The organism is Microtetraspora malaysiensis (genome assembly GCF_050947145.1).
GTDB lineage: Bacteria > Actinomycetota > Actinomycetes > Streptosporangiales > Streptosporangiaceae > Microtetraspora_A > Microtetraspora_A malaysiensis.
Map to the genome: position 1 here is coordinate 1,973,672 of NZ_CP191998.1, position 26,476 is coordinate 2,000,147.

At 72.7% G+C, this 26,476-nt stretch carries 25 protein-coding genes; 16 read left to right on the forward strand and 9 right to left on the reverse strand.

Features of this window, described 5'->3' with window-relative positions; genetic code table 11:
• Nucleotides 1-2: 2 nt before the first annotated feature.
• On the reverse strand, nucleotides 3-1,769 hold the full coding sequence (locus ACQP1V_RS09615) for a bifunctional metallophosphatase/5'-nucleotidase (RefSeq protein ID WP_433421073.1): 1,767 nt from the start codon (nucleotides 1,767-1,769) through the stop codon (nucleotides 3-5).
• 72 nt (nucleotides 1,770-1,841) lie between these two features.
• Entirely contained in the window at nucleotides 1,842-2,858 is a 1,017-nt protein-coding gene (locus tag ACQP1V_RS09620) for a DUF2804 domain-containing protein (RefSeq protein WP_433421076.1), read from the reverse strand.
• A 124-nt stretch (nucleotides 2,859-2,982) separates the two neighbouring features.
• Between ACQP1V_RS09620 and ACQP1V_RS09625 the strand changes: the two genes are divergently transcribed.
• The gene (locus tag ACQP1V_RS09625; protein ID WP_067135740.1) at nucleotides 2,983-3,465 is read left to right on the forward strand and encodes a cation:proton antiporter regulatory subunit; all 483 of its coding nucleotides are present in this window, start codon (nucleotides 2,983-2,985) and stop codon (nucleotides 3,463-3,465) included.
• Nucleotides 3,466-3,473: 8 nt separating this feature from the next.
• The gene (locus ACQP1V_RS09630; protein ID WP_067135742.1) at nucleotides 3,474-4,631 is read left to right on the forward strand and encodes a cation:proton antiporter; all 1,158 of its coding nucleotides are present in this window, start codon (nucleotides 3,474-3,476) and stop codon (nucleotides 4,629-4,631) included.
• A 145-nt stretch (nucleotides 4,632-4,776) separates the two neighbouring features.
• Here ACQP1V_RS09630 and ACQP1V_RS09635 read toward each other — a convergent pair whose 3' ends face one another.
• Nucleotides 4,777-5,712, reverse strand: a complete 936-nt coding sequence (locus tag ACQP1V_RS09635; RefSeq protein WP_433421080.1) for a LysR family transcriptional regulator — start codon at nucleotides 5,710-5,712, stop codon at nucleotides 4,777-4,779.
• A gap of 134 nt (nucleotides 5,713-5,846) precedes the next feature.
• On the opposite strand from ACQP1V_RS09635, the gene ACQP1V_RS09640 reads away from it, so the two are divergent.
• The 4 genes from ACQP1V_RS09640 to ACQP1V_RS09655 all read left to right on the forward strand — a co-directional run bounded on the left by ACQP1V_RS09640 (nucleotide 5,847) and on the right by ACQP1V_RS09655 (nucleotide 9,581).
• Nucleotides 5,847-7,097 carry an MFS transporter gene (locus ACQP1V_RS09640; RefSeq protein ID WP_433421083.1) on the forward strand — a complete coding sequence of 417 codons (1,251 nt, stop codon included), beginning with the start codon at nucleotides 5,847-5,849 and terminating at the stop codon, nucleotides 7,095-7,097.
• Nucleotides 7,098-7,151: 54 nt separating this feature from the next.
• Nucleotides 7,152-7,766, forward strand: coding sequence for a cysteine hydrolase family protein (locus tag ACQP1V_RS09645; protein ID WP_433421086.1), 615 nt, complete (start codon nucleotides 7,152-7,154; stop codon nucleotides 7,764-7,766).
• 108 nt (nucleotides 7,767-7,874) lie between these two features.
• A complete protein-coding gene (locus ACQP1V_RS09650) occupies nucleotides 7,875-8,429 on the forward strand; it encodes a 2'-5' RNA ligase family protein (RefSeq protein ID WP_433421089.1) in 555 nt (184 codons plus the stop codon).
• Nucleotides 8,430-8,450: 21 nt separating this feature from the next.
• The gene (locus tag ACQP1V_RS09655) at nucleotides 8,451-9,581 is read left to right on the forward strand and encodes a winged helix DNA-binding domain-containing protein (protein WP_433421091.1); all 1,131 of its coding nucleotides are present in this window, start codon (nucleotides 8,451-8,453) and stop codon (nucleotides 9,579-9,581) included.
• Between the two features lie 6 nt (nucleotides 9,582-9,587).
• Here the strand turns inward: ACQP1V_RS09655 and ACQP1V_RS09660 are convergent, their stop codons facing one another.
• A complete protein-coding gene (locus ACQP1V_RS09660; RefSeq protein ID WP_433421094.1) occupies nucleotides 9,588-9,734 on the reverse strand; it encodes an SAM-dependent methyltransferase in 147 nt (48 codons plus the stop codon).
• Between the two features lie 49 nt (nucleotides 9,735-9,783).
• On the opposite strand from ACQP1V_RS09660, the gene ACQP1V_RS09665 reads away from it, so the two are divergent.
• Both ACQP1V_RS09665 and ACQP1V_RS09670 read left to right on the forward strand, forming a co-directional pair.
• Nucleotides 9,784-10,509 carry a nucleoside/nucleotide kinase family protein gene (locus ACQP1V_RS09665; protein ID WP_433421096.1) on the forward strand — a complete coding sequence of 242 codons (726 nt, stop codon included), beginning with the start codon at nucleotides 9,784-9,786 and terminating at the stop codon, nucleotides 10,507-10,509.
• Between the two features lie 5 nt (nucleotides 10,510-10,514).
• Complete coding sequence (locus ACQP1V_RS09670) at nucleotides 10,515-12,833, forward strand: FdhF/YdeP family oxidoreductase (protein ID WP_433421099.1); 2,319 nt, start codon at nucleotides 10,515-10,517, stop codon at nucleotides 12,831-12,833.
• 66 nt (nucleotides 12,834-12,899) lie between these two features.
• On the opposite strand, the gene ACQP1V_RS09675 is transcribed toward ACQP1V_RS09670, so the two are convergent.
• Together ACQP1V_RS09675 and ACQP1V_RS09680 are read right to left on the reverse strand one after the other, a co-directional pair.
• Nucleotides 12,900-13,631, reverse strand: coding sequence for a YcnI family copper-binding membrane protein (locus tag ACQP1V_RS09675; RefSeq protein WP_433421102.1), 732 nt, complete (start codon nucleotides 13,629-13,631; stop codon nucleotides 12,900-12,902).
• A gap of 40 nt (nucleotides 13,632-13,671) precedes the next feature.
• On the reverse strand, nucleotides 13,672-14,223 hold the full coding sequence (locus ACQP1V_RS09680; protein WP_433421104.1) for an MFS transporter: 552 nt from the start codon (nucleotides 14,221-14,223) through the stop codon (nucleotides 13,672-13,674).
• A gap of 166 nt (nucleotides 14,224-14,389) precedes the next feature.
• On the opposite strand from ACQP1V_RS09680, the gene ACQP1V_RS09685 reads away from it, so the two are divergent.
• Nucleotides 14,390-15,727 (forward strand): lanthionine synthetase LanC family protein, encoded by a 1,338-nt coding sequence (locus ACQP1V_RS09685; RefSeq protein ID WP_433421107.1) that lies wholly within the window; start codon nucleotides 14,390-14,392, stop codon nucleotides 15,725-15,727.
• A 3-nt stretch (nucleotides 15,728-15,730) separates the two neighbouring features.
• On the opposite strand, the gene secA2 is transcribed toward ACQP1V_RS09685, so the two are convergent.
• Nucleotides 15,731-17,992 carry an accessory Sec system translocase SecA2 gene (gene secA2, locus ACQP1V_RS09690; protein ID WP_433421110.1) on the reverse strand — a complete coding sequence of 754 codons (2,262 nt, stop codon included), beginning with the start codon at nucleotides 17,990-17,992 and terminating at the stop codon, nucleotides 15,731-15,733.
• 151 nt (nucleotides 17,993-18,143) lie between these two features.
• Between secA2 and ACQP1V_RS09695 the strand changes: the two genes are divergently transcribed.
• Nucleotides 18,144-18,503, forward strand: a complete 360-nt coding sequence (locus ACQP1V_RS09695; protein WP_433421112.1) for a VOC family protein — start codon at nucleotides 18,144-18,146, stop codon at nucleotides 18,501-18,503.
• Nucleotides 18,504-18,593: 90 nt separating this feature from the next.
• A complete protein-coding gene (locus ACQP1V_RS09700; protein WP_067135762.1) occupies nucleotides 18,594-19,463 on the forward strand; it encodes a DMT family transporter in 870 nt (289 codons plus the stop codon).
• Here the strand turns inward: ACQP1V_RS09700 and ACQP1V_RS09705 are convergent.
• Nucleotides 19,441-20,592, reverse strand: coding sequence for an FAD-dependent monooxygenase (locus ACQP1V_RS09705; RefSeq protein ID WP_433421115.1), 1,152 nt, complete (start codon nucleotides 20,590-20,592; stop codon nucleotides 19,441-19,443). The genes ACQP1V_RS09700 and ACQP1V_RS09705 overlap by 23 nt on opposite strands.
• 83 nt (nucleotides 20,593-20,675) lie before the next feature.
• Between ACQP1V_RS09705 and ACQP1V_RS09710 the strand changes: the two genes are divergently transcribed.
• A complete protein-coding gene (locus tag ACQP1V_RS09710) occupies nucleotides 20,676-21,266 on the forward strand; it encodes a TetR/AcrR family transcriptional regulator (protein ID WP_433421118.1) in 591 nt (196 codons plus the stop codon).
• Here the strand turns inward: ACQP1V_RS09710 and ACQP1V_RS09715 are convergent.
• Entirely contained in the window at nucleotides 21,258-21,839 is a 582-nt protein-coding gene (locus ACQP1V_RS09715; RefSeq protein ID WP_433421121.1) for a GNAT family N-acetyltransferase, read from the reverse strand. The two genes, ACQP1V_RS09710 and ACQP1V_RS09715, sit on opposite strands and share 9 nt — an antisense overlap.
• A 75-nt stretch (nucleotides 21,840-21,914) precedes the next feature.
• Between ACQP1V_RS09715 and ACQP1V_RS09720 the strand changes: the two genes are divergently transcribed.
• From ACQP1V_RS09720 to ACQP1V_RS09735, 4 genes are read left to right on the forward strand one after another with little or no spacing between them, the layout of a single operon-like run.
• Complete coding sequence (locus tag ACQP1V_RS09720) at nucleotides 21,915-22,892, forward strand: phosphotransferase family protein (protein WP_433421123.1); 978 nt, start codon at nucleotides 21,915-21,917, stop codon at nucleotides 22,890-22,892.
• Between the two features lie 3 nt (nucleotides 22,893-22,895).
• The gene (locus ACQP1V_RS09725; protein ID WP_433421126.1) at nucleotides 22,896-24,110 is read left to right on the forward strand and encodes an acyl-CoA dehydrogenase family protein; all 1,215 of its coding nucleotides are present in this window, start codon (nucleotides 22,896-22,898) and stop codon (nucleotides 24,108-24,110) included.
• The gene (locus ACQP1V_RS09730) at nucleotides 24,107-25,291 is read left to right on the forward strand and encodes an acyl-CoA dehydrogenase family protein (protein ID WP_433421129.1); all 1,185 of its coding nucleotides are present in this window, start codon (nucleotides 24,107-24,109) and stop codon (nucleotides 25,289-25,291) included. Before ACQP1V_RS09725 ends, ACQP1V_RS09730 begins: the two co-directional genes overlap by 4 nt.
• Nucleotides 25,288-26,475: an acyl-CoA dehydrogenase family protein gene (locus ACQP1V_RS09735; protein ID WP_433421132.1), complete on the forward strand. Its 1,188-nt coding sequence runs from the start codon at nucleotides 25,288-25,290 to the stop codon at nucleotides 26,473-26,475. The genes ACQP1V_RS09730 and ACQP1V_RS09735 overlap by 4 nt, the downstream gene beginning before the upstream one ends.
• Nucleotide 26,476: the final 1 nt, after the last annotated feature.

Below are 26,476 nucleotides of genomic sequence, written 5' to 3' on the forward strand. Positions count from 1 at the left end.
GGTCAGAAGACCGGAACGCCCTCGCGGACCAGCTTCCAGTTCGCCTCGGCGAAGGTCGCCGGGTCGATCGTGCCGGACGCGGCGGCGTACTCGATCAGCGCCTGCCGGATCTCCACCTGCGCGTTGTAGACCACCGGAGCGGTGGTGACGTGCGGGAAGCCGCCGCCGCCGGACTGCCGGTAGTTGTTGATCGCCACCACGAAGCGCTGGTCGGCGGCGACCGGCTGTCCCTGGTACGACAGGCCGGCGATGCGCTGCCCGACCGGCTTGGAGATGTCGATGTCGTACGTGACGCCCGAGAGCTGGTCGTAGTTGTAGTCCGGCGTGCCGCCCGCGTTGGTGAGCGTGGCGACGTCCACGGGCGCGCCGGGGGCCACCTGGGCGAAGTACTTCGCGGAGTACTCCAGGAAGTCCTTGATCTGGGCGCCGGTCATCGTGACGCCGAGCAGGGTGTTGTCGTAGACGTACAGGCCGGCCATGTCGCGGACGCTCACCGGGCCGGCGGGGAAGACGGCCGTGCGGCTGAACGGCGCGGCGATCGACAGCACCGGCAGGGACGCCTCGGGGGTGCCCGCGATCGCCTTGCTCACCAGGTCGGTCTGCACCTTCTGGATGTAGTCCAGGATCGCGGTGTCCTTGTACGGCGACTCCGCCGCGGACAGCTTCTCCTTGGACTGGGCGATCACCTGGTTGACGTAGCCCACGGTCGCGTCGTGCTGGGACTTCATCAGCGTGACGATCGCCGGGTCCTCGGCCACCGTGTTCGCGTTGAGCGTGGTGGACGACTTGGTCGTGACGGACCACTGGCCGCGCTGCTTGGTCAGCGTGAAGTCCACCACGGACAGCCGCTGGCCCCACTTGCTCGGCTCGGTCAGCAGCACCTGCTTGCCGGTGGCCTTGTTGACGACGAAGCGCTGCGGCACCTCGTTGTGGGCGTGGCCGAAGAGGACCGCGTCGATCCCGGGCACCTCCTCGGCGACCAGGGCGGCGGCGTTCTCCACCGGGAGGTCTGAGCCGTAGGAGGACAGGCCGCTGTCGCCCGCGTGCGCGGTGACCAGGACCACGTCGGCACCCTGGTTGCGGATGACCGGCACCCACTTCTTCGCGGTGGCGACCAGGTCGAGGAACTTCAGCTCGCCCTCGACGTTCGCCTTGTCCCAGATGGCCACGCCGGGGTTGGTCAGCCCGAGGACGCCCACCTTGATCGGCTTGTCGCCCTTGACGTTCATCGTCTTGATGATGAACGGCTGGTACGCGGGCTGGCCGGTCGTCGCGGACACCGCGTTCGCGCCCAGCACCGGGGCCTTCATCTGCTTGATCCAGGTGGCCAGCAGCGGCAGGCCGTAGTTGAACTCGTGGTTGCCGAGGGTCACCGCGTCGTACCCGATGGCGTTCATGGCCTTGGCCATCGGGTGGATCTCGCGGGACTCCGTGATCGGCTCGACCTTGGCGTAGTAGTAGTCGAGCGGCGTGCCCTGGAGGGTGTCGCCGGAGTCGAAGAGCAGCGTGTGGTCCGCGCCCCGCTCGGCCCGGATCCCCTTGACCAGCGTGGAGATCTTCGCCAGGCCGATGTCGTTGTGCGCGCTGTCGTCGTACTCGGCGTCCTTGAAGTAGTCCCAGTTGAGGGCGTTTCCGTGGATGTCGGAGCTGGCCATCACGGTGATCTTCACCGTGTGGTCGGGGGTGGCGAGGGCCGCGGGGGTGGCGAGGCCGAGGGCGGCCAGGGCGGCGGCGCCGACCGTGAGCGCCCGCCGTACGTGTGATGACATGGGTGGGAGAGTAGTTACTGGAGATTGCTCACCGGTCACGGCTTCCTAAACAGGACATACCTCCGGCGTGACCTACCAGCGCATGCGGACCTGCTCCGCCCACCCGAGCAGGCCGTCCACCCGGATCGGCGCACCTCCCTCGGGCCGGACCACGCCGCTGTAGTGGCCGAAGCACTGGTGGCCCTCGGTCGCGATCAGCCCGGCGTTGGTCCGGTCGGCCCGCTCGTGGAACGGCGTGAACGTCAGATCCACCCGGTCGGAGCCCGGCGTCCGCAGCGTCCACGGGGCGAGGTAGTCGGCGGTGGAGTACGTCCACTCCAGCTCCTCGCCGATCTTGGTGAGCCGGCCGTCCACGCACAACGCGTTCTCGGTCATGCCGGTGCCCGCGGTCCACTTGCCGCCGAACTGCAGGCCCACCACGTGCCCGTCGGTCTCCCCGGAGGCCGCGCCCCAGTTCCACAGGGTGTCGTACGGCCAGCGGCCCCGGCCGTGGTCGAGCACGCCCCAGCCGGTGAAGTCGATCGTCTCCGCGCCGATCCGGACCGTCCCCTCGGCGCGGCGCGCCGTGTGCTTGGACGTGTACTGGAAGCGGCGCTCGCTCCACGGGATCACCACGCTGAGCGTCTCGTGCCCCGGCGGCAGCGCGACCAGCAGGTCGGCCTCCAGCGGCCCGTCCGGCGTGGCGCAGCGGGCCCGCAGCCGGGTGCCGCCCTCCTCGTGGCGGATCTCGGCGGACACCGCGCCGCGCACCGCCACGTCGCCGGCGAGCAGGCTCGCCGGCAGCCGCACCCCGCGGGCGAACGGGGCCATGCCGGTCTTGCCGTATTCGCGCCCGCCGTACTCCAGGAAGTAGACGCTGTTCAGCGCGAGATAGTCGATGTCGCTGACGGTGACGGCGATCAGGTGCGTCGGCGTCGTCACGCACCAGTACTCCCACCGCTTGGTCCGGCCCCATCCGCGCAGGTTGCAGCGGTGCAGCGGGGTGCGCGACCAGCCGACGGCGGCCGGGTTGAGCCGCCCGTCCGCGGTGCAGAGATCGATCGGCGCGGTGATCTCGGGTTCGTGGGTGGACGTCTGGTTGGGGGGCATGCGCCGCAGCCTAGCCAGACCGCCGCTCCAGAGGAAGATTCGGTTTCTGGCGAATGTGCAACCGAGGAAGGCTGTCCGGATTGGTACGGTAAAGGCCCCGGACAGACATGAAGTGAGGAGACCGGTGGAGGTCGAACAGACAGCGCTGCCCGGCATCGGGCTGCGTCACGAGTTCGTCACGCAGGCAGGCAGGCGCATCGGTGTGGTGTCACACCGAACAGGACGCCGCGACCTGATCGTGTACGACCGCCTTGATCCCGACCGCGCATGCGAGGCGATCAAGCTGAACGACGAGGAGTCGGACGCCCTGGCCGAGTTGCTGGGCGCGCCGCGGATCGTACAGCGGCTCAACGCCCTTCACCGGGAGGTCGAGGGGCTCGTCAGCGAGCAGCTCCCGATCGCGCCCGGCACGCCGTACGCGGGGCGGCCGATGGGAGACGCGCGGGTGCGCACCCGTACGGGGACGTCCATCGTCGCCGTGGTGCGGGCCGGACAAGTGATCGCGAGCCCGGGACCGGAGTTCGTGCTTCAGGCAGGAGACGTGGTGGTCGTGGTAGGAAGCTCAGAAGGCACCGAGGCCGTCGCCGAGATCATGGCAAACGGGTAGGGCAGCGGGTGCACACAGCGATCCTCTTCGTCGAACTCGGTGGTGTCGTTCTCGCGTTGGGCGTGCTCGGAGCATTCGCCCTCCGCGTCGGTATCTCTCCCATCCCTCTCTATCTGATCGCTGGTCTCGCCTTCGGCACCGGCGGCATCCTGCCCCTCGCGACCAGCGAAGACTTCATCTCGGTCGGCGCCGAACTGGGCGTCATCCTGCTGCTGCTCACCCTCGGCCTCGAGTACAACGCGGACGAACTGGTCACCAGCCTGCGCGGCAACGCCAAGGGCGGGCTGGTCGACCTGGTCCTCAACGCCGCCCCCGGCGCGGTGGCGGCCCTGCTGCTCGGCTGGGGCCCGGTCGCGGCGATCGCCATGGCCGGCGTCACGTACGCGACGTCGTCCGGCATCACGGCCAAGGTCCTGTCCGACCTCGGCTGGATCGGTAACCGGGAGACCCCGGTCGTGCTGTCGCTCCTGGTCTTCGAAGACCTCACGATGGCGCTGTACCTGCCGATCCTCACCGCCGTGCTCGCCGGCGTCGGCTTCATCGGGGGCGCCGTCACCGTCGCCATCGCGCTCGCCACCGTCAGCGTCGTCCTGCTGGTCGCCCTGAAGTACGGCCGCGTCATCGAGGCGTTCGTGCGCAGCCCCAACTCCGAGGTCCTGCTGCTCAAGGTGGTCGGCCTTGCGCTGCTGGTCGCCGGACTCGCCCAGAAGCTGCAGGTCTCGGCCGCCGTCGGCGCCTTCCTGGTGGGCATCGCCCTGTCCGGCGAGCTGGCCGAGGACGCCCGCGCGCTGCTCTCCCCGCTCCGCGACCTGTTCGCCGCGGTGTTCTTCGTGTTCTTCGGCCTGCAGACCGACCCGGCCGCGATCTGGCCGGTCGCCGGGCTGGCCGCGCTGCTCGCCGTCGTCAGCATGATCACCAAGCTGGCCACCGGTGCGTACGCGGCCCGGAAGGCGGGCATCGCACGGGAAGGCCGGGTGCGAGCCGGCATCGCGCTCATCCCACGCGGTGAGTTCAACATCGTGATCGCCGGTCTCGCGGTCGCAGCCGGGGCACATCCCGATCTCGGGCCGCTCGCGGCGGCCTACGTTCTGATCCTGGCGGCGTTCGGCCCGCTGGCCGCTCGCCTGGTCCAGCCCCTCATCGCCGCCGTGGCCCGCCGGGCCTGACGTTCTCGGCGACCCCCCTTCCGTACGCGGTGCTCGCCGCTGACTTCGGCGAGCGCCGCGAGCGGGGTGTCCGGGGGGTGTCTCAGCCGCCCCGCGCCGCGCGTTTCCCATGCTCCCGCCTCCCGGTCCGCCGGGGCGGTGGCGTTCAGCGCGGGATCACCCAGTCCGGCGCCCAGGTCTCGGCGGCGCCGTGGCCGGCCGCCGTGGCGGCGAGGTGGGTGCGGAGGGTGGCCAGCGCGGGGTGAGGGTTGTCGCGGCGCCACAGGAGTGAGTGCGGGTAGACGGGTGTGGGGTCGGTCACCGGGATGCGGCGCAGGCCGTGGCCGGCGGGCCAGACGAGGCGGGTCCGCCCGCCCATGAAGGTGGCCAGGGCCGGGGTGTCGGCGATGGTGTCGAGGAGCGCGTCGGAGCCGAAGTTGGGGCCGGTCGCCTCGATGGTGAGGCCGAACTCGGCGACGAGGTCGTCGTAGTAGGCGGTCCACTCGGTTCCGGGGACGAGGCCGGGCATCCAGATCCGGTGCCCGGCGAGCTGAGCGACGGTCACCGACCGGGCGGACGCCAGCGCGTGGGCGGGGCCGACGAGGAGCTGCAGCGGCTCGTCGAGCACCCGGACGGACTCGATGTCCTCGGGAAGGGGCCGGCCGGGCATGGCGACGGCGCGGAAGGACGCGTCGATCGCACCGGACCGGATGGCGGCGACGGCCTTCTCGATATCGAACAGCATCACCACGTCGAGGTCGATCTCGGGATGCGCGCGGTGGAAGCCGCGCATCAGGCCCGACGCCGCGCTGCGCGAGGCGAGCATGTCGACGCGCAGCGGACGGCGGCCGGTGCACACGGACGCGACCGCGCGCTCGGCGACGCGCAGCAGCTCCCGGGCGTGGGGCAGGAACGCCTGCCCGTCGATGGTGAGCTCGGCGCCGCGCGGCGTGCGGGTGAACAGCCGCACGCCGACGTCGCGCTCCAGCGCGGCGATGCGCTTGGAGACGGCCTGCTGGGTGATCGCCAGCTCGGCGGCGGCCTCCTGGAACTGCCCCGCGTCGGCGGCGGCGACGAAGGTCCGGACGATGTCGAGGTCCATGCGGACACCCTATGGATACAACCCTCGGTTGTGGCCGGGCGGTCCTGCCGTTGTTTGATCCCTGGGCATGGTGCTCGCTTTGATGCTTCCGATCGCGGATCGGTTGTGCGAGTGAGTGACGAGGGGCGTCGAGCATGCGGAGCGGGCACCGGTTGGGGCGGCAGTTCGGGTGGCTCTGGGGAGCGTACGGGACCAGCGCGCTCGGCACCTGGCTCGCCTTCGGCGCGTTCCCGCTGATCGCCATCGAGGTGGTGCACGCCGGGCCGGCGGAGGTCGCGGCGTTGTCCTCCGTGGGAGCTCTGGCGGGCGCGGCCGTGGCGGTGCCGCTGGGTCCGTGGGTGGAGTTCCGCCGCAAGCGGCCGGTGCTGATCGGGATGGACCTGGTGCGGTTCGCGGCGCTGCTGACGATCCCCGCCGCGTTCGCGCTCGGTGTGCTCTCCTTCGTCCAGCTCCTGCTGGTCTCGGTCGTCGTCGCGGCCGCCGACATCACGTTCCGCGCCGCCTCCGGCGCGTACCTGAAGACGCTGCTGCCGGCCGAGGACCTGCTCGTCGCCAACGCCCGATTCGAGTCCACGACCTGGACGACCACGATCATCGGACCGCCGCTGGGCGGCGCCGCGATCGGGGTCCTCGGTCCGGTGGCGACGGTGGTGGCCGACGCGGTCAGCTACCTGCTCTCGGCCCTGGGCATCCGCGCGGCGGGCGGCCAGGAGCCGCGGCCCGAGCGCCGGGAGGCCGCGCGCATGCGGGCCGGGGACCTGCTCGACGGTTGGCGGTGCATCCTGGCCGACGCGACGCTGCGTCCGCTGTTCTTCAACACCGCCTTGTTCAACGGCCTGCTGATGGCCACCGACGCGCTGCTGGCCGTCCTGATGCTCGGCCGGCTCGGGTTCGCGCCGTGGCAGTACGGCCTCGCCTTCGCCGCGCCCGCGATCGGCGGACTGCTCGGTTCGCGGCTGGCCCGACCGCTCGTCACCCGCTTTGGGCAGCACCGGGTCCTGGTCGTGGCCGGGGTGCTGCGCGTGATCTGGCCCGTCGGGCTGGCCTTCGTGGGGCCGGGGACCGGTGGGCTGCTGCTGGTGATGGGCGTCGAGCTCGGGCTGATCTTCTGCTGCGGGGTCTTCAACCCCGTCTACGCCTCCTACCGCCTCGAGCGCACCGCGACCGAGCGGGTCACCCGCACGCTGTCTGCCTGGTCGGTGACGACCAAGGTCTCGACCGCGCTCCTGACGGCCGCATGGGGTGCGCTGGGCGGCCTGCTCGGCCCGCGTATGGCCATCGGCCTGGCCGGCGTGCTCCTGCTGGCGACCCCGCTGCTGCTCCCCCGACGCGCCGCGGCGCCCCTCGCCGAGCCGGAGATCGTGGCTCACGTGCCCAATGTGTAGCCGGCCCCGGCGTGCGATCTCGCGTGTCAGGGCGCTTTCACCGAAGGAGAGAAAATGACCGTCACGACCCCGGCGCTGGACCCCCGGACGGCTGCGCTGCTCGTCATGGATTACCAGCAGGGAATCCTGGCCTCGCTCCCCGGCCTGGCCGACCCGGAAGCGCTGCTGTCACGGGTGGCCGGCGCCATCGCCGACATGCGAGCACACGGCGCCGCCATCGCCTACGTGCGAGTCGGTTTCACCGAAGCCGACTGGGCGGCGATCCCGTCGGCCAACAAGACTTTCTCCTTCCTCGGGCAGCAGCGCCTCATGCACCACGCTGATCCCGCCACAGACGTCCACCGTCAGCTCGCTCCTGAGCCCGGCGACATCACCGTCCGCAAGACCCGCTACGGCGCGCTGTCCACGACAGACCTGGACCGGCAGCTGCGGGATCGCGGCATCACCACCCTGGTCATCGCCGGCATCACCACCAGCGGCGTCGTACTGTCCACCGTCACTGACGCCGCCGACCGCGACTACCAGCTCTACGTCCTCTCCGACGGCGTCACCGACCCGGACCCGCAAGCCCATCAGACCCTGATGACCAGCGTTTTCCCGAGAGTGGCCCACATCATCGACACCGCCGAACTGCGCTCGCTCCTGCACGGAAGCCATCCGGGGCCGTGACGCATGTCCCGGGGTCGTCCTGGAGAGTGGACATGACGGCGTCCCTGTTTCTTTCTATCGTTGCTCTCTGGGCGCCGGGCGCGTGCCGTCGTATCTCCGAGGACCGATGTGACCACCAGCAGGACGCCGTCGCCGTTCGCGGCGGGGGAGACCTCCCTCATCGTCAAGTTGCCCGAGGCGGAGCCGATCGTCAGCCCCTGGCGCGAGCGCTTCGACCCGTCGGCGGCCTACGGCGTGCCCGCCCACGTCACGGTCCTGTACCCGTTCCTCGAACATGCCAGGATCGACGCCCGGGTGGTGGCGGAGCTGCGGGGGCTGTTCGCCGGGCACACGTCGTTCGAGGCGCGGTTCGACCGGTGCGGGCGCTTCCCCGGCATCCTGTACCTCGTCCCCGAGCCGGAGGCGCGGTTCGTGGCGCTGACCGAGGCGGTCGCGGCGCGCTGGCCGGAGGCCCCGCCGTACCGGGGGCAGTTCGACGAGGTGATCCCGCACCTGACCGTGGCGGACGGCGAGGACCTGGACGCGGTCGAGCGGGAGGTCGCGGCCCGCCTACCGGTGGTCGCCCACGCCCGCTCGGTGTCGCTGGAGGTCTTCGACGGCGAGCGGTGGCACCCCGAGGCGGAGTTCCCATTAGCCGGGAAGTTAGGACAAAAACCGTCCTAAAGGACGTCTAGTGTCGCCCGCATGGCACAGACGACCTTCTCGCGGGCGATCGGCGTACGAGAGCTCAACCGGGCGACTCTGGAGCGCCAGCTCCTGCTGCGCCGCCACGACCTGCCGGTGACCGAGGTGGTGGAGCGGCTCGTGGGCATGCAGGCGCAGACCCCGCACAGCTGGTACGCCGGGTTGTGGGCGCGGATCGAGGGCTTCCGCCCCGAGCACGCCTCCGAGCCGCTCGCCGGGCGGGAGCTGGTGCGCGTCGCGCTCATGCGCTCGACGATCCACCTGGTGACCGCCGCCGACTGCCTGGCGCTGCGTCCGGTGGTGCAACCCGCGATGGACCGCGGGCTGCACGCCAACCGCGACGTGCGGTCGCTCGACGGCCTGGACCTGGCCAAGGTGGTGGCCGCCGGGCGCGAGCTGCTGGACGAACAACCACGCACCACCGGTGAGCTGGGCGCCCTGCTCCACGAGCGGTTCCCGGAGGGCCGGCCCGCCGCCCTGTCCCGTGTCGTACGGGACCTCGTTCCGCTGGTCCAGGTGCCGCCCAGGGGGATCTGGGGGGCGAGCGGCCAGTCCAGGCACGCGACGGCGGAGACCTGGCTGGGCCGGCCGCTCGACCCGGCGCCGTCCGTCGAACGGGTGATCCTCCGCTATCTCGAAGCGTTCGGGCCGGCCACGGTCCAGGACGCGCAGACCTGGTCGGGGCTGACCCGCCTCGGCGAGGTGATCGACCGCCTGCGGCCCGGGCTGGCCGTGTTCCGCGACGAGTGCGGCCGGGAGCTGTTCGACCTGCCGGACGCGCCGCGACCCGGCGCGGACGCGCCCGCGCCGCCGCGGTTCCTCTACGACTTCGACAACCTGCTGCTGTCGCACGCCGACCGGAGCCGCGTCCTCACCGAGGCGTGCGCCCGGGTGCGCTCGGCCATCAAGAACGCCGTCCTGCCCGGCACCGTGCTGGTGGACGGGCTCACCGCCGCGACGTGGCGGATCGACCAGGGCAGGCAGGGCGCCGTCCTGGAGGTCCGGCCGTTCGCGGCGCTGTCCCGGCGGGACGCCGGAGCGGTCGAGGAGGAGGGCGCCCGCCTGCTCCGCTTCGCCGCCGCGGGCTCGGCGGCGCACGACGTGCGGATCCTGGCCCCGACCGGCGGGTGAGCGGGGTCAGGGCTTGCGGCCGACCCCGCAGAACTCGTCCACCTCGCGGGCCTGGTGCTCGGGGAAGACCGGGCGCCAGCGCGGGCACGAGACGACGCCCGGCTCCACGAGCTCCAGCCCGTCGAAGAGGCGGGCGCGCGATGGGGGAATCACGGGAGGGGCACTAGCCTGCGAGGAACCCCGACGAACCGGAGAGGTGGCCATGGACGTCGCAGACCGACCCGGCGGCGCGTACGGCGCGGACGAGTGGGCCGGGCTGGTGCACCGGGCCGGGGTGCTGGCCGCGCGGTCCTCCGCCACGGGCCGTCCCGCCGTACTCGGGATCACCGGCAAGCCGGGAGCGGGCAAGTCGACACTCGCCACCGCGCTCACCGAGGCGCTGAACGCCGAGCGGCCCGGCGTCGCGGTGCTCGCCCCCATGGACGGGTTCCACCTGAGCAACGAGGTGCTCACCGGCCTGGGGCTGCGTGACCGCAAGGGCGCGCCGGAGACGTTCGACGCCTGGGGATACCTCGCCCTCCTGGAGCGGATCAGGGGCGGGCGCGAGCCCGTCGTGTACGCCCCGACGTTCGACCGGGCCATCGAGGAGCCGGTCGCGGGAGCGGTCCCCGTCCCCAGGGAGACCGCGCTGGTCGTTACCGAGGGCAATTACCTGCTGCTGGACGAGGAGCCGTGGCGGCGGGTCCGCGCGCTCCTGGACGAGGTCTGGTACGTGGAGGTCGCCGACGCGCTCAGGCTCGACCGCCTCACCGCACGGCACGCGGCCTTCGGCAAGGCTCCTGAGCAGGCGCGGCTGTGGGCCACCGGCAGTGACGAACGCAACGCGGCGCTGGTCGGTCGCACGGCCCACCACGCCGACGTGCGCGTACGCGTCGACGGCTGGGCCCTGCCCATACTTGGCCGCGATGTAGGACGTAGTGGACAATAAACGGAATGTCGGGCGCATTCGGGACGACAAGGAGGCGCGACGTGGCGAGGAAGGCCCCGGACGAGGACGTCAGCGAGAAGGACCTCACGGTCGGCCCCCCGAAGGACTGGGCCGCCGGGGTCACCGCCGTGGCGAACTCGCTGCGCATGTCGTACGACCAGATGGGCGCCGGGCGCACCCTGCTCACCCTGGCCAGGGTCAACCAGAAGCACGGCTTCGACTGCCCCGGCTGCGCCTGGCCCGAGGGCGACCACCGCAGCCCCGCCGAGTTCTGCGAGAACGGCGCGAAGGCGGTCGCGGAGGAGGCCACCACCCGCAGGGTCACCCCCGAGTTCTTCGCCGCCCACTCGGTACGTGAGCTGGCCGGGCGCACCGAATACTGGCTCGGCCAGCAGGGACGGCTCACCGAGCCGATGTACAAGCCGGCGGGATCCGACCACTACCGCCCGGTGGGCTGGGACGAGGCGTTCGCCGTCATCGCACGCGAGCTGCGCGCGCTGGCGAGCCCCGACGAGGCGCTCTTCTACACCTCCGGCCGCACCTCCAACGAGGCGGCGTTCGTCTACCAGCTGCTGGTCCGCAGGTTCGGCACGAACAACCTGCCCGACTGCTCCAACATGTGCCACGAGTCCAGCGGCTCCGCGCTCAACGAGACCCTGGGCATCGGCAAGGGGACGGTGTCGCTCGCCGACCTGCACCGCGCCGACCTCGTCTTCGTGGTCGGGCAGAACCCCGGCACCAACCACCCGCGCATGCTGTCGGCGCTGGAGAAGGCCAAGCGGAACGGCGCCCGGATCATCGCGGTGAACCCGCTCCCCGAGGCCGGGCTGCTCCGCTTCAAGAACCCGCAGCGCGCGGCGGGCGTGGTCGGGCGCGGCACGACGCTGACCGACCGCTTCCTGCAGATCCGGCTCAACGGCGACCTCGCGCTCTTCCAGGCGCTGTCCCGGCTGCTGCTCGACGCCGAGGACGCCGCGCCCGGCACCGTCGTGGACCGGGAGTTCGTCGAGGAGCACACGCACGGCTTCGAGGAGTGGGCGGCGAGCCTGCGTGACCTCGACTGGGACACGGTGACCGAGGCGACCGGGCTGGAGCGCTCGGCGATCGAGGAGACCGTCCGCGACGTGCTGGCGGCCGAGTCCGTGATCGTCTGCTGGGCGATGGGCCTCACCCAGCACAAGAACTCCGTCCCCACGATCCGCGAAGTGGTCAACTTCCTGCTGCTGCGCGGCAACGTCGGCCGGCCGGGCGCGGGCGTCTGCCCGGTGCGCGGGCACTCCAACGTCCAGGGCGACCGCACCATGGGCATCAACGAGAAGCCGGGGGCGGCGTTCCTCGACGCGATCAGGGACGAGTTCGGCTTCGAACCGCCCCGCGACCACGGGTTCGACACCGTCGAGGCGATCCGGGCGCTGCGCGACGGGCAGGCCAAGGTGTTCTTCGCCATGGGCGGCAACTTCGTCGCGGCGACCCCCGACACGGAGGTGACCGAGGCCGCGATGCGCCGCGCCCGGCTCACCGTCCAGGTGTCCACCAAGCTGAACCGCTCGCACGCCGTGTGCGGCGAGGAGGCGCTGATCCTGCCCACGCTGGGCCGTACGGAACAGGACGGCGACAGGTTCGTCACCGTCGAGGACTCCATGGGCCTGGTCCACGCCTCGCGCGGGCGGCTGCGGCCCGCCTCGCCGCACCTGCTGTCCGAGGTGGAGATCGTCTGCCGGCTGGCCCGCGAGCTGCTCGGCCCGGACGACCACCTGCCGTGGGAGGAGTTCGCGGCCGACTACGGCGCGATCCGGGACCGGATCGCGCGGGTGGTCCCCGGCTTCCAGGACTTCAACGCGCGCGCCCTTGAGGGGTTCGCGTTGCCGAACGCGCCGCGCGACGAGCGGCGCTTCCCCACTGCCACCGGCCGGGCCAACTTCACCGTGAACGCCCTGGAGGTGCTGCGCGTCCCCGAGGGCCGGCTGCTGCTGCAGACCGTGCGCAGCCACGACCAGTACAACACCACGATCTACGGCATGGACGACCGGTACCGGGGGGTGCGCGGCGGGCGGCGGGTCGTCTTCGTCCACCCCGACGACCTGGCCGAGCGCGGCCTGGCCGACGGCGACCTGGTGGATCTGACCAGTGAGTGGCCCGATGGCGAGCGCCACGCCGAGGCGTTCCGCGCCGTCGCCTACCCGACCGCGCGCGGCTGCTGCGCCGCGTACTTCCCCGAGACGAACGTGCTGGTGCCGCTGGACTCGGTCGCCGAGACCTCGGGCACGCCGACGTCCAAGAGCGTCGTCGTCCGGCTCAGCCGGTCGGACGCGGCGCCCGCCTGATCGCGGAACGGCCCGCGCGGACACTCCACGCGGGCCGTCCTGTTCAGGGCCGAGAAGCCGGCGCTTTCACTGGGTACGGCGGCGCAGCCCGGCCACGCCGACGGCGGTCCCCACGACGCCGATGACGACCCCGACCGCGCCGATCAGCCGGGCCGTGCCGTCCGAGGAGTCGCCCTCGCTCGCCGCGGCGACGGACGGCCCGGTGGGCGGCGCGGTGGACGGGGACGCCGCCCCGGTGCCGCCCGCCGTGTCGTCGCCGGCCGCGACCAGCTTGAGGGCCGGCGCCGGGTGGTCCGGCTCGGAGCCGTCGGGCTTGGCCGGGTCGGCCCACTTCACGACCTCGCCGCCCGAGTAGGTCTGGACGGTCGGGAAGGTCAGCTCATCCACCTTGGTGGGCAGCGGGCCGACCGACGCCTCGAATTCCTCGAACTGCCCCGGCCCGATCTTGCCGCCGGTCCAGGTGATCTTCAGGACGGACTCGGTGATGGTGTCACCCGAGTCGGACACCACGGGGGCGGGGAGCTTGCCCTGGGTCACCTTCACGTCCCAGCCGGGGACCGGCCGGACCGAGACGAAGGGCAGCGGGTTGTCGGTCGGGAATTCCACCTCGACCTTCGTGGTGGAGGCGTTGTCCCGCTCGTTCGGAACGCGGAAGGCGAGCTTGGTCCACGAGCCCTTCACCGCGGTCCCGGGGTTGACGGAGACGTGGGCGAGGGCGGGTACGGCGAGGCCGAGCGTGAGCGCGAGCGCACCGGCGGTGACGGCGGCGGCGCGGCGGACTGTGGTGGTCGTGGGCATGGGAGGTTCTCCGGTCGTCTTCGTGAACGGTCAGGGGATGTCAGAAGGCGGGGAGAACCGGTGGGCCACGTCGTACGAGCGTGTGCCTGAGCGTCCGGCCGGTCAGGGGCGCGGGCGCCGCCGCGGCGCGGGGGAGCGGGACGTGCGGCGCGGCGGGTGTGGCCGCCGGGGTCAGCAGGCGCAGCGCGGACGCGCCGAGCCGGCGCAGCAGGGACCACACCGCCGTCTCGCCGCGCGCCAGCCACCATCCGGTGACCAGCGTGGCGACGAGGTGGGCGGCGACCATGCCGGCGTCCACGCCGAGGCGGTGCGTGTGCTGCGGCGCCGGGAGGCCGTCCGGCAGGGCGGCGCGGCCGAGCAGCAGGTGCAGGAAGAGCTGCGCCGCCGCGAGGAGGCCGGTGATGGTCGCGCGCGACCGCTCGCGCCCGGCCAGTACGGCCGAGACCGCCATGACGACGGCGCCGCCGACGGCGAGCGCGCCCGACGTCGGCCCGGTCCCTCCCGCGAACCTGTGCGCGAACACGCCGAGACCCACGCAGACGACCGAGAAGGCGGCGGCGCGGGCGAGACGCAGGGGGAGACGGGCACGCATGGCGCCCAAATGTTCTCACAGAGAGTGGCCGAGCCGTCTCTCCAATGGGCGGGCCGGTCGATCCCGCCATCCGTAGACTGCTGAATCCCGCACGTCGCGCGGATTTATGACTATCCTGGTAGGGATTTGTCAGAAATGGTCGCCGTCGCGAGAGGATGGTGCGCCAGTGAGCCCAGGGCCGCGCGCCGAGACGCCGATCACCGCCGCCGTCATGGCGGCGCGCTGGGTGAGGTCGGCCGCCGTCGACCACGGGCGCGGCCCCGATCGGGGCCGGCACTGGGAGCCGAACCCGGATCCGCGCGGACGCTCCGCGATGGCCGGCGACCGGTTCTCGCTGTACTCCGGGTCCGCCGGGATCGTCCTCTTCTTCCTCGAACTCGCCGCCGCGACCGGCCATGAGGAATACCTGGAGGACGCCCACGCCGGCGCCCGCCACCTGGCCGCGAACTGGCGCGGCCGGTCCGACCTCTCCCTCCATCACGGGCTCGCGGGCGTGGTCTTCGCCCTGGCCGAGGCCGGCTGGGCGACCGGCGACGATCGGCTGTGCGAGGCGGCGCGGGCGGGCGCCGACCACCTCGCCCGTGCCGTACGCCCGATGGACGGGGGCGTCGGATGGACCGGCGACCCCGCCCAGTGCGGCGACGGCGGCATCGTCCTCGGGCTGCTGCACGCGGCGGGGATGCTCGGCGTGCCGCTGTACGAGGAGATCGCCGTGGCGGCGGGCGAGCGCATCGCCGGGATGGCGGTGCCGGGGCACCGGTTCGGCGGCGACTCCTGCCCGGACCTGCCCACCGACGCCGTCACCCCCGGATTCCTGTCCGGCACCGCGGGGACCGCGTTCCTGCTGGCCCGCCTGTACGGCCTGACGGGCGAGGAGCGCTTCCTCGTCGCCGCGCGCAGGGGAGCCGACTTCGTCCGCACCGTCAGCCTGGTCACCGAGAGGTGCGCGCTCGTGCCGCACCACGTCCCGCAGGGGCGCGGCCTGCACTACCTCGGCTTCTGCTCGGGGTCGGCGGGCGTGGCCCGGATGTTCTACGAGCTGCACCGCGTGACCGGGGACCCCGGCGACCTCGACTGGGTCGAGCGGCTGGCGCACGGCGTCGTCCAGAGCGGCGTGCCGGGACGGCAGACCGCCGGGTACTGGAACGTCGCCTGCCAGTGCTGCGGCGCGGCGGGGCTCGTGGAGCTGTTCGTCGGCCTGTGGGCGGCCACGGGACGCGAGGCGCACCTCGAGTTCGCCAGGTCCCTCGCCGACGACATCGTCGCCCGCGCCACCGGCCACGACGGGCGGGGCTACCGGTGGTACCAGGCGTACCGGCGGCTGCGGCCGTGGGAGGTGACCGCCGACACCGGCTACATGGTCGGCGCGGCCGGGATCGGCGCCGCGCTGCTGCACCTGGACGCGGCCGGGCGGGCGAGCGAGCCCCGCCGCCTCGTCATGCCGCCGGACAACCCGTTCCCCGCGATCCCCGTGCCCGCCGCGCTGCTGCGCGACTCGCCCTGAGCGTCACCGCCGGCGCCGCCGGCCCTTCAGCGCGTCGGCGACGCGGGAGAGCACCCGGTCCCACTCCGAGCCGAACGGGTTCTCCTGCACCAGGTAGGTCCAGGTCGCGGTCGGGCGGGCCAGCCCCTGCCCGGCCAGGTCGGCGGTGACGTCCACGCTTTCGAACGTCTCCTTGGAGCGCCGCCCGATCTCGTCGAGCAGGTGCCGGTACGCGGGCACCGCCTCGCGGTTGAACTCGTCGAGCGGGTTGAGCCGCCCCAGCGCCCGCAGGTGGATGCCCTCGCGGACGTCCGCCATGTGGGCGAGGTGCTCGGTCCAGCAGCGGTCCAGGTGGAAGAGCACGATCTGGCGGGCGGCCCGCTCGACGGCCGCCTCCCCGGCCGACTCGCGCAGCTCGGCGTACCGCTCGGGGCAGGCCTCCTCCAGCGCGCGGGCGCCCGTGTCCCCGTGCAGGATCCGGTCGCGCCGTTCGAGCAGCTCGTCCCGTTGCCGTTCGAGCAGCCGCGTGTAGCGCCACGTGTTGCGGTGGATCTCCAGGTTGGCGCCCTCGGCGACCCGCTGCGCGTGCCCTACCGTCGAGGCGGCCTGCGGATTCCGTACGACGCCGTCGACGTCGGCGTCGGGCAGGGAGGCGTCGGGGGCGTACGCGGTGAGCAGGACGTCCTCGCCGCTGACGAAGAACACCGAGCCGCCGGGGTCGCCCTGCCGTCCGGCGCGGCCCCGGAGCTGGTCGTCGAGGCGGCTGCTGTCGTGGCGGCCGGTGCCGATCACGTACAGGCCGCCGAGCCGCCTGATCGCCTCCTCGGCGTCGTCGCCGTCCTCCTCCGTGGCGCCGCCGAGGCGGATGTCGGTGCCGCGCCCGGCCATCTGGGTGGACACGGTGATCGCGCCACGGGCCCCGGCCCGCGCGATGATCGCCGCCTCCTCGGCGTCGTTCTTGGCGTTGAGGACGACGGGCGCGAGCCCCCGGGCGCGCAGCCGGAGGTCGAGGCGCTCGGACTCGGCGACGTCCAGGGTGCCGACCAGGACCGGACGGCCGGTGGCGTGCTGGGCGGCGATCTCCTCGACGACGGCGGCGACCTTGTCGTCGGCGGCGGCGAAGATCCGGTCGGGCTCGTCCACGCGTACGCAGGGCCGGTTGGGCGGGATCACCGCCACTTCCCGCTTGTAGAACTCGCGGAGCTGGTCGCCGACGGCCACCGCCGTCCCCGTCATGCCGCATATTTCGGGATAGCGGGTGAGGAGGCCTTGGATCGTGATGGAGTCGAGGATCTCCCCGGTCTCCGACGGCGCGAGCCGCTCCTTGGCCTCGACGGCGGCGTGCAGGCCGTCCGGCCAGCGCTGCAGCAGCGCGACCCGGCCGCGCGACGGGTTGATCAGGTGGACCCGGCCGTCTCTGACGATGTAGTCCACGTCCCGGGTGAGCAGCGCGTGCGCGTGCAGTGCCAGGTTGACCTCGGCCACCGTGCCGGGATGGTCGTAGAGGGAGATGCCGAGCGCCGTCTCGACCGTGTCGGTGCCCTTGGCGGTGAGGAAGACGTTGCGCCCCTCGTCGTCGACCTCGAAGTGGTAGCCCCGGGACAGCCGCCGGACCAGCGCCGCCATCTCCGGCGCCGCGCGGCCCGGGTCGGCGGCCCCGGCCAGGATCAGCGGCACCCGGGCCTCGTCCACCAGCACCGAGTCGGCCTCGTCGACCAGCGCGACCTCCGGCGCCGGGACCAGCAGGTCGGCCGGGTCGGTCCGCAGCCGGTCGCGCAGCACGTCGAACCCCAGCTCGCTGACCGCCGCGTACGTCACGTCCCTTGCGTAGGCCGCGCGCCGTTCCTCGGGCGTGGAGCCCTGCCCGATCCAGCCGACGGTGAGGCCGAGGGCCTGATAGAGCGGGGCCATCCACTCGGCGTCCCGCCGGGCCAGGTAGTCGTTGACCGAGATCACGTGGACCCGCCGGCCGCGCAGCGCGAACCCGGCGGCGGCGAGCGCCCCCGACAGGGTCTTGCCCTCGCCGGTGGCCATCTCGGCCACGTGGCCGTGGAGCAGCGCGAGCGTCCCCACGAGCTGCACGTCGTACGGCCGCTGCCCGAGGGTCCGCACGGCCGCCTCGCGCACCACCGCGCAGAACTCGGCGGTGCCGACGGCGGCCTCCGCCGGAGGGAGCAGCTCGGGCCGCGCCCGCACCTCGGACTCCAGCCGGGCGGCCTCGGCGACCGTCGCCTGGAACCGGGTCAGGTCCACGCTTCCCGGCTTGTCCAGGAGGCGTCTGATCATCTGCGGCACCCAGGCCATGCCCGCTCCAAAAGGTAGTTCGCCGGACCGGGTTTCGTTTGTCCGGTTCCCCGAGCCATTCAAACCCAATGATCTTTCGAGTGCGAAATGTTCATGACACGCCCTGACAGGTATGGCGGGCAGATTAGGGCCCATGACAACCATCGCGAAACTGATCGCCTTCACCATCGACTGCGCCGAGCCGAAGCGGCTCGCCGAGTTCTATGCCCAGATCACCGGCTTCGAGGTCCAGTACGCCGAGCAGGAGTACGCCGGGATCGGGGACGGCACCACCAGCATCTACTTCCAGCGGGTGCCCGAGCGCAGGCCCGGCTCCTGGCCCGGCCCGGACAAGCAGTTCCACCTCGACTTCCGCGTCCCCGACGTGGCGAAGGCCGTGGAGGAGTACCTGGAGCTGGGGGCGACCAAGCCGGAGTTCCAGCCGGGCGACAGCTGGGCCGTCCTCGCCGACCCCGAGGGTCACCTGTTCTGCGTTTGCCCGGAAAGGTCATGATCTCGCCCGCGTCAGTGACGGGGGCGGTGGATTTTGTCCCTAAGCTGACGTGGTGAGATCCCTCGATGAACGACTCCCCGGCCGGTGCCCATGATCTGGGTGGGTGTGGTCATCGCCCTGGTCGGCGCGCTCGGATACGCGCTGGGCGCGGCCCTGCAGCAGTTCGAGGCCGTTCGTGACGGCGCCACCCTCCAGTTGGTCAAGCGGCCGCGCTGGTGGCTCGGCGGGATCATCGGCTTCACCGGCGCCAGCCTGCACGCGGTGGCGCTGAGCATGGCGCCGCTGGTCGCGGTGCAGCCGGTCAGCGTCGCCACGTTGGTCTTCGCGGTGCCGCTCGCCGCCATGCTGCACGGCCGCCGGCCGCACCGGGCCGAGATCCTCGGCTCCATCGCGGTGGCGGCCGGGCTGCTCGGCCTGATGCTGCTGGTGCCGGCGCACAACGTCACGCCGTCACTCTCCGACGGGGCCGCCCTCGGCCTGATCGGGTGCGTCGCCGTGATCGTCGCGGTGAGCTTCAGCGTGGCGCGGTTCCTGCGCGGCCCGGGCAAGGCGCTGGCGATGGCGGTCGGCGCCGGGTCGGTCACCGCCACCGTGTCCACGTTCGTCCGCGTCGTCGGCGGCGGGCTGCACGGCGATCTGTCCAAGCTGCTGCACTGGTTCACCCTGGCCATCCCCGTGCTGCTCATCTGCGCCGTGGTCCTGCTGCAGAAGTCGTACGCCGTGGGCTACTTCGGCATCGCGTACGCCGGGGTGCAGGTGGTCGACCCGATCACGTCCGTGCTCGCGGGCGCGATCCTTCTCGGCGAGTCGCTGCCGACCGGCGCCGGGCAGGTGATCCCGGCCCTGCTGGCGGCGGCCGTGCTCGCCGGCGGCACGATCACACTGGGCCGGCTGACGCCGGACCACTCCACCAAGCCGGCCGCGGCCCCCGTCCCGGTCACGCCGGCGGCCACCAGTTGAACGTCGCGTCCGCCTGCCGCAGGGCGGCGGTGGGCCCGGCCAGCCCCGCGAGGGACATCACCCCGTCGCGTGCGGCGACGGCGACCGGGTTCGACCACCGGGTCAGCCGGTTGATCGCGGCGGAGCGCCGTACGATCCCGGTTGCCCTGGGCAGCCGGTCGCGGGTGTAGGCGGCGAGGCCGCGCTCGACGGAGCCCGCGCTCACGTGGTGCGCCAGGGTAACCGCGTCCTCGATCGCCTGGCAGGCTCCCTGGCCCAGGTTCGGCGTCATCGCGTGGGCGGCGTCGCCGAGCAGCGCGACCCGGCCCCGATGGAACGCGGGCAGCGGCGTGTCCATGAAGAAGACGTCACTGCGGATCACCCCCGCCGGATCGGCGCGCTCCACCAGCGCGGGGATCGGGGCGTGCCAGGTCCCGAACCGCCGCAGCAGCTCGGCCTTCTCCTCCGCCGGGTCCGCGTGGCCCGGCCCGGACGGGACGGTCGCGGTGGCGTAGCAGTACACCTCGTCGCCGGCCAGCGGCATGACGCCGAAGACCTCGCCGCGCCCCCACGACTCCGCTCCGTTGAGCGCCGCGATCCCGCGCCCGGAGACGACGAACCGCCAGGCAGTCGTGCCCGAGTACACCGGATCCGGGTGACCGGGGAAGAGGGTGCGGCGGGTCGCCGAGCGGATGCCGTCGGCGGCGACGACGAGGTCCGCGCGCAGCTCGCCCGCGTCGGTGCTCACCCGGCCCGAGGAGGCGTCCACGTCGTGGATGGCGGTGTTCAGGCGCAGCGCGCCGGGCGGGAGTAGGCCGGCGAGCAGCTCCATGACCGTCGCGCGGCGCAGCAGCACGATCGGGTCGCCGTACCGCGCCTGGGCGGCCTCGGCGCTGGTGCGGGACAGCCAGCCGCCGGAGGCGCGGCGGATGCCGGCCACGCCCTGCAGCGCGGCGAGCTCGCGCACCTGGTCGCCGATGCCGATCGTGTCCAATGCCCGCAGCGCGTTGGGCGCGATCGCCAGGCCGGAGCCGACGGGCTCGATCGAGGACGCCCGCTCGCACACCGTCACCGTCCAGCCCCGCCCGGCCAGGGCGGCCGCCGCCGTCAACCCGCCGATCCCCGCACCGATCACCAACGCATCGCCCATGACGACCTCCGTCGCTCACTACATCTGTAGTCCGAGCATACTACGGCCGCGGTCGAGGGTGACTACGGCTGTAGTATCCAGGCATGTCGAACCAGCGGGTGACGCGCGTCGCGGACGCGGCCATCGAGATCCTGGCCGAACGGGGGATGCGCGGGCTCACGCACCGCGCGGTGGACGAGGCGGCCGGGCTGCCCTCGGGATCGACCTCCAACCACGCCCGCACCCGGGCCGCGCTGCTCGGGCTCACGCTGGCTCGTCTCACCGAGTTGGAGCGGGTCGTCTTCGCCGAGCTGATGCCGGAGGGGGACGCCGGGCGCTCTGGAGATCTGGGCGATCTGGTGGAGACCCTGGCGCAGGTGATGCACCGCGCGCTCAACCGCGACCGGCACGTCACGATCGCCCGCTACGAGCTGGCCCTGGAGGCCACCCGCAGGCCCGAGCTGCGCGAGGTCTACGACCTGACCAGCCGCGGCTTCCGCGAGCCCGCCGTCGCGCTGCTCGCCGCCGTCGGCTCCGCCGATCCCGTACGGCACGGCCGCCAGGCGGTGGCCTTCTTCGAGGGCATCCTGTTCGACTCCGTCGTGGGGGCGGGGGCCGCGCCGTCGATCGACGACCTGCGCGCGGCCTTCACCGAGTTCCTCCGCGGCGTCCTCTCCGGAGCGCCGTCAGCGTGAGGTGAGACGGGCCCGGTGCGCGGGCCACTCGTCGTCGAGGATCGAGTAGTAGGGGCTGTCCCGCCAGGTGCCGTCGGCCCGGCGGTACTGGCGCCGCAGGATCCCCTCGCGCACGCCGCCGATCCGCTCGATCGCCGCCTGCGAGCGCAGGTTGAGGATGTCGGTCTTGAGCACGACGCGGGTGAGGCCCAGCACGTCGAAGGCGTGGTCGAGCAGCAGCACCTTGCACTCGGTGTTCACGCCCGTGCGCCAGTAGGCGCGGCCGTACCAGGTCGAGCCGATCTCGAGGCAGGCGTCGAAGCCGCTCACGTCCCAGAAGCCGGTGGAGCCGATCGCGCGCCCGGTCTCCTTGAAGATCACCGCGAACTGGGTGGTGTCCCGGTCGCCGAGGAGGCCCGCGATCATCTCGCGCATCGCGGCCTCCGACCGCGGCATCGTGCTCGGCCGCCACCGCCAGACCTCCTCGTCGCCGTCCAGTGCGGCGAACAGGTCGGACGCGTGGTCGAGGGCGAGTGGAACGAGCTGGACGACGTCGCCGTCGAGCACGACGGGTTCGGGCATCTTCGTGGTCATGTGTGCAGGTTAGTGGCGGCCGTGGAGGGCGGCCGCTGTCGACATACATACCGTCTGGTCGGTACGCTGCCTGGCGTGAACGCAGACCCGCCCGGCCTGGATCTCGCCCGCCTCTCCCACCACCTCGAACGGGAGGGCCTCACCCGCGGCCCGCTGCGGGCGGAGGTGATCCACGGGGGCAAGTCCAACCTGACCTACGTCGTGCGTGACGCGGAGCGGACGCTTGTGGTGCGCCGGCCCCCGCTCGGGCACGTCCTCGCCACGGCGCACGACATGGGCCGCGAGTACCGCGTCATGACAGCACTGCGCGACACCGGCGTCCCGGTGCCCGCCACGTACCACCTGTGCCAGGACCCCGACGTCGTCGGCGCACCCTTCTACGTCATGGAGTACGTCGAGGGCGGCCACCCGCCGCTCACCCCGGAGATCGCCCGCGACCTGGTGTCCGTGCTCGCCACGCTGCACTCCATCGACCCGGATCAGGTCGGCCTCGGCGACTTCGGCCGGCCGGACGGCTTCCTGGAACGCCAGGTCGGCCGGTGGAAGCGGCAGCTCGACGCCTCGCGCAGCCGCGAGGTGCCCGGAATCGACGACCTGTACGCCCGGCTGGCCCGCGACGTGCCCCGCTCGGGCAGCCCCGCGATCGTTCACGGCGACTTCAAGCTCGGGAACACCCTCATCGCGGACGGCCGGGTCAGGGCGGTGCTCGACTGGGAGATGTCCACCCTCGGCGACCCGCTCACCGACCTCGCGCTGTTCCTTCTGTACGGGGAGTTCGCCGAGCTCGACGGCCCGGGCGGCGCCGCGCCGGCCGACCCGCTGCTCACCGACCCGCTGCTCGCCGCGCCGGAGTTGGCCGCTCACTACGCCGACGCGTCCGGCCGCGACATCTCCCGGCTCGGCTGGTACGTCGGGCTCGCCTGCTTCAAGCTCGCGGTGATCGCCGAGGGCATCCACTTCCGATACACCAAGGGGCTCACGGTCGGCGAGGGCTTCGCCGAGGTCGGAGACCAGGTGGTCCCGCTGGTCGCTCGTGGACTCATGGAGGTCTGACCGATGGATTTCGGGTTCGACGACGTCACGCTGGAGCTGCGCGAGCGGCTGACCGCGTTCATGGACGAATGCGTCTATCCCGCCGAGCCCGCCTTCGCGGAGCAGGCGGCCGCCGGTGGCTGGTCCCCGCCGCCGCTGCTGGAGGAGCTCAAGGCCGAGGCCCGCCGCCGCGGCCTGTGGAACCTCTTCCTCCCCGGCGAGGAGGGAGCGGGCCTCACCAACCTCCAGTACGCTCTGCTCGCCGAGGTCATGGGCAGGTCCCCGGCCATCGCCCCCGCCGCCACCAACTGCGCCGCCCCCGACACCGGCAACATGGAGCTGCTCGCCGAGTTCGGCACCGACTGGCAGCGCAAGAAATACCTGGAGCCGCTGCTCGACGGCCGGATCCGCTCCGCCTTCGCCATGACCGAGCCGGACGTCGCCTCCTCCGACGCGACCAACATCGCCACGTCGATCGTCAGGGACGGCGACGAGTACGTCGTCAACGGCCGCAAGTGGTTCATCACCGGCGCGATGAACCCTGGCTGCGCGGTCTTCATCGTGATGGGGAAGACCGACCCGTCCGCGCCGTCGCACCGCAGGCAGAGCATGATCCTCGTGCCGCGCGACACCCCGGGGCTGACCGTGCGGCGCGGGATGAGCGTCTTCGGCTATGACGACGCCGACCATGGCGGCCACGCCGAGATGATCTTCGAGGACGTGCGGGTGCCCGCCGACCACCTGATCGGGGAGGAGGGCGGCGGCTTCGCGATCGCGCAGGCCCGGCTCGGGCCCGGCCGGATCCACCACTGCATGCGGCTGATCGGCATGGCCGAGCGGGCGGTCGAGATGATGTGCCGCCGCGCGCTGGACCGCACCGCGTTCGGCAAGCCGATCGCCCAGCAGGGCGTGGTGCAGGACTGGATCGCCGAGTCGCGGGTGCGGATCGAGCAGCTCCGCCTGCTCGTGCTCAAGACGGCATGGCTGATGGACACCGTGGGCAACCGCGGCGCGCACACCGAGATCCAGGCCATCAAGATCGCGACCCCGGCGACGGTCGAGTGGATCCTCGACAAGGCGATCCAGACGCACGGCGCGGGCGGCCTCAGCCAGGACTTCCCGCTCGCCGCCATGTGGGCGGGCGCCCGGAGCCTGCGGTTCGCCGACGGCCCGGACGAGGTGCACAAGCGCTCCCTGGCGTACCGCGAGCTCCGCACGTACATGGAGGACCGAGCATGACGGCGGACGCGACCTGGAACGAGGCGGCGGTGCGGGAGCGCGCCCGCGCCTTCCTCGCCGCCAACGACCCCGCGGTGATGGACCGGCTGGACTTCCTGCGCGCCAGGTTCGACGCCGGCCTCGCCTGGGTCCACTTCCCCGAGGGGCTCGGCGGCCTCGGCGCGCCGCGCGAGCTGCAGGCCGCGGTGGAGAGCGAGCTGCGGGGGACGCCGGACAACCGGCCCGGCCGGATCGGCATCGGCCTCGGCATGGCGGCGCCGACGATCCTCGCCTTCGGCACCGACGAACAGAAGAGGCGCTTCCTGCGCCCGCTCTGGACGGGGGAGGAGGTCTGGTGCCAGCTCTTCAGTGAGCCAGGTGCCGGGTCCGACCTCGCCTCGCTCGCCACGCGCGCGGTCAGGGACGGCGACGAATGGGTCGTGGACGGGCAGAAGGTGTGGACCTCCGTGGCCCACACCGCCCGCTGGGCGATCATGGTCGCCCGCACGGACCCGGACGTGCCCAAGCACCGGGGGCTCACCTACTTCGTCTGCGACATGCGGGCGCCGGGCGTCGAGGTGCGGCCGCTCCGGCAGATCACCGGCGAGGCAGAGTTCAACGAGGTCTTCCTCACCGGCGTCCGGCTCCCGGACTCGCTCCGGCTCGGCGCGATCGGGGACGGCTGGCGGGTCGCGCAGGCGACGCTGATGAACGAGCGGGTCGCGATCGGCGCGGCCTCCGGCCGGCGCACCATGATCGACGTGGTCTGCGAGACGTGGCGCTCGCGCCCCGAGCTGCGCACCCACGACCTGCACCAGCGGCTGCTCCGGCTCTGGGTGGAGGCCGAGGTCCTGCGCCTCACCGGGGCGCGGCTGCGCGAGCAGCTCGCCGCCGGACGCCCCGGGCCCGAGGGGTCGGGCATGAAGCTGTCGTTCGCCCGGCTGCACCAGGAGCTGTCCGGGCTGGAGGTCGAGCTGCTGGGCGAGGACGGCCTCGCCTACGACGACTGGACCTTCCGCCGCCCCGAGACGGTCGACTTCGTCGGGCGCGAGGCGGGCTACCGCTACCTGCGGGCGAAGGGCAACTCCATCGAGGGAGGCACCTCCGAGATCCTCCGCAACGTCATCGCCGAGCGGGTGCTCGGCCTTCCCTCCGAGCCGCGCGCCGACAAGGACATCCCCTGGAAGGAAGTGCCGCGTTGACCACGCTGCTCTACACCGAGGTCGAGGAGGAACTACGGGCGGCGGTCCGGGACCTGCTCGCCGACGCCTGCCCCCACTCGGCCGTCCTCGCCCGGATCGAGTCGGCCGCGCCGTACGACGGGGATCTGTGGAAGGCGCTCGCCCGCGACATCGGCGCGGCGGGGCTGCTCGTCCCCGAGGAGCTGGGTGGCGCGGGCGCGTCGGCCCGCGAGGCGGCGGTGGTCCTTGAGGAGCTTGGCCGGGCCGTCGCGCCGGTCCCGTTCCTCACCAGCGCGGTGGTCGCCACCCGCGCCCTGCTCGCCGCGCGTACGGCGGGGCCGGGCGAGGTGGTTGACGACCTGCTGCGGCGGCTCGCCTCCGGGGAGGCCACCGCGGCCCTCGCCGTGTCCTTCGCGGCCTCGCCGTACCGGCGGGCGGGCGCCGAGGTGACGTACGAGCCGGCGGACGGCGACGCGGCGGTGGTGAGCGGCCGGGTGGCGGGCGTCGCGGGCGCCGAGATCGCCGACGTGTTGCTGGTCCCGGCCCGCCTGCCGGAGCGGGAGGAGAGCGCACTGATCGCCGTCGAGGCCGGCGAGCGGGGCGTCGAGATCACTCCGGTGACGTCGCTGGACCTGACCCGGCCGGTGGCCATGGTGTCGCTCGGGTCCGCCCGGGGCCGGATCGTCGCCCGGGGTGTGGGGCCGGACGCGGGCGGTTCGATCGTCGGGGAGGCGCTCAGGTTCGGCGCGGGGCTGCTCGCCTCGGAGCAGCTCGGCCTCGCCGAGTGGTGCCTGGCCGCCACCGTGGCGTACGTCAAGGAGCGCCGCCAGTTCGCCCGCCCCGTCGGGTCGTTCCAGGCGGTCAAGCACCGGCTGGCGGACCTGTGGCTGGAGATCGGCGGCGCGCGGGCCGCCGCGCGCAACGCGGCCGGTGCCCTCGCGGACGGCGATCCCGGGACGGCGGTGCCAGTGGCTGTGCCAGGGCCAGTGCCGGTGGCTGTGGCTGTGGCGCAGGCCCATTGCGCGGACGTGGCGGTCCACGCGGCCGAGGAGTGCGTCCAGCTCCACGGTGGCATCGGGATGACCTGGGAGCATCCCGCGCACCTGTATCTCAAGCGGGCGAAGGCCGATCAGATCGCCTTCGGCGCCCCTGGCGAGCACCGCGCCGCGCTCGCCGGCCTCGTGGACGTCCCCGCTCCCGTCTGAG

What these genes read in the sequence shown, in the direction of transcription:
- ACQP1V_RS09710 (WP_433421118.1), top strand. Translation starts at nt 20,676, where the DNA reads ATGTCGAACCAGCGGGTGACGCGCGTCGCGGACGCGGCCATCGAGATC.
- ACQP1V_RS09700 (WP_067135762.1), top strand. Translation starts at nt 18,594, where the DNA reads ATGATCTGGGTGGGTGTGGTCATCGCCCTGGTCGGCGCGCTCGGATAC.
- ACQP1V_RS09635 (WP_433421080.1), bottom strand. Translation starts at nt 5,712, where the DNA reads ATGGACCTCGACATCGTCCGGACCTTCGTCGCCGCCGCCGACGCGGGG.
- secA2 (WP_433421110.1), bottom strand. Translation starts at nt 17,992, where the DNA reads ATGATCAGACGCCTCCTGGACAAGCCGGGAAGCGTGGACCTGACCCGG.
- ACQP1V_RS09680 (WP_433421104.1), bottom strand. Translation starts at nt 14,223, where the DNA reads ATGCGTGCCCGTCTCCCCCTGCGTCTCGCCCGCGCCGCCGCCTTCTCG.
- ACQP1V_RS09730 (WP_433421129.1), top strand. Translation starts at nt 24,107, where the DNA reads ATGACGGCGGACGCGACCTGGAACGAGGCGGCGGTGCGGGAGCGCGCC.
- ACQP1V_RS09670 (WP_433421099.1), top strand. Translation starts at nt 10,515, where the DNA reads ATGTCGGGCGCATTCGGGACGACAAGGAGGCGCGACGTGGCGAGGAAG.
- ACQP1V_RS09705 (WP_433421115.1), bottom strand. Translation starts at nt 20,592, where the DNA reads ATGGGCGATGCGTTGGTGATCGGTGCGGGGATCGGCGGGTTGACGGCG.
- ACQP1V_RS09695 (WP_433421112.1), top strand. Translation starts at nt 18,144, where the DNA reads ATGACAACCATCGCGAAACTGATCGCCTTCACCATCGACTGCGCCGAG.
- ACQP1V_RS09655 (WP_433421091.1), top strand. Translation starts at nt 8,451, where the DNA reads ATGGCACAGACGACCTTCTCGCGGGCGATCGGCGTACGAGAGCTCAAC.
- ACQP1V_RS09640 (WP_433421083.1), top strand. Translation starts at nt 5,847, where the DNA reads ATGCGGAGCGGGCACCGGTTGGGGCGGCAGTTCGGGTGGCTCTGGGGA.
- ACQP1V_RS09615 (WP_433421073.1), bottom strand. Translation starts at nt 1,769, where the DNA reads ATGTCATCACACGTACGGCGGGCGCTCACGGTCGGCGCCGCCGCCCTG.
- ACQP1V_RS09715 (WP_433421121.1), bottom strand. Translation starts at nt 21,839, where the DNA reads ATGACCACGAAGATGCCCGAACCCGTCGTGCTCGACGGCGACGTCGTC.
- ACQP1V_RS09675 (WP_433421102.1), bottom strand. Translation starts at nt 13,631, where the DNA reads ATGCCCACGACCACCACAGTCCGCCGCGCCGCCGCCGTCACCGCCGGT.
- ACQP1V_RS09620 (WP_433421076.1), bottom strand. Translation starts at nt 2,858, where the DNA reads ATGCCCCCCAACCAGACGTCCACCCACGAACCCGAGATCACCGCGCCG.
- ACQP1V_RS09725 (WP_433421126.1), top strand. Translation starts at nt 22,896, where the DNA reads ATGGATTTCGGGTTCGACGACGTCACGCTGGAGCTGCGCGAGCGGCTG.
- ACQP1V_RS09665 (WP_433421096.1), top strand. Translation starts at nt 9,784, where the DNA reads ATGGACGTCGCAGACCGACCCGGCGGCGCGTACGGCGCGGACGAGTGG.
- ACQP1V_RS09645 (WP_433421086.1), top strand. Translation starts at nt 7,152, where the DNA reads ATGACCGTCACGACCCCGGCGCTGGACCCCCGGACGGCTGCGCTGCTC.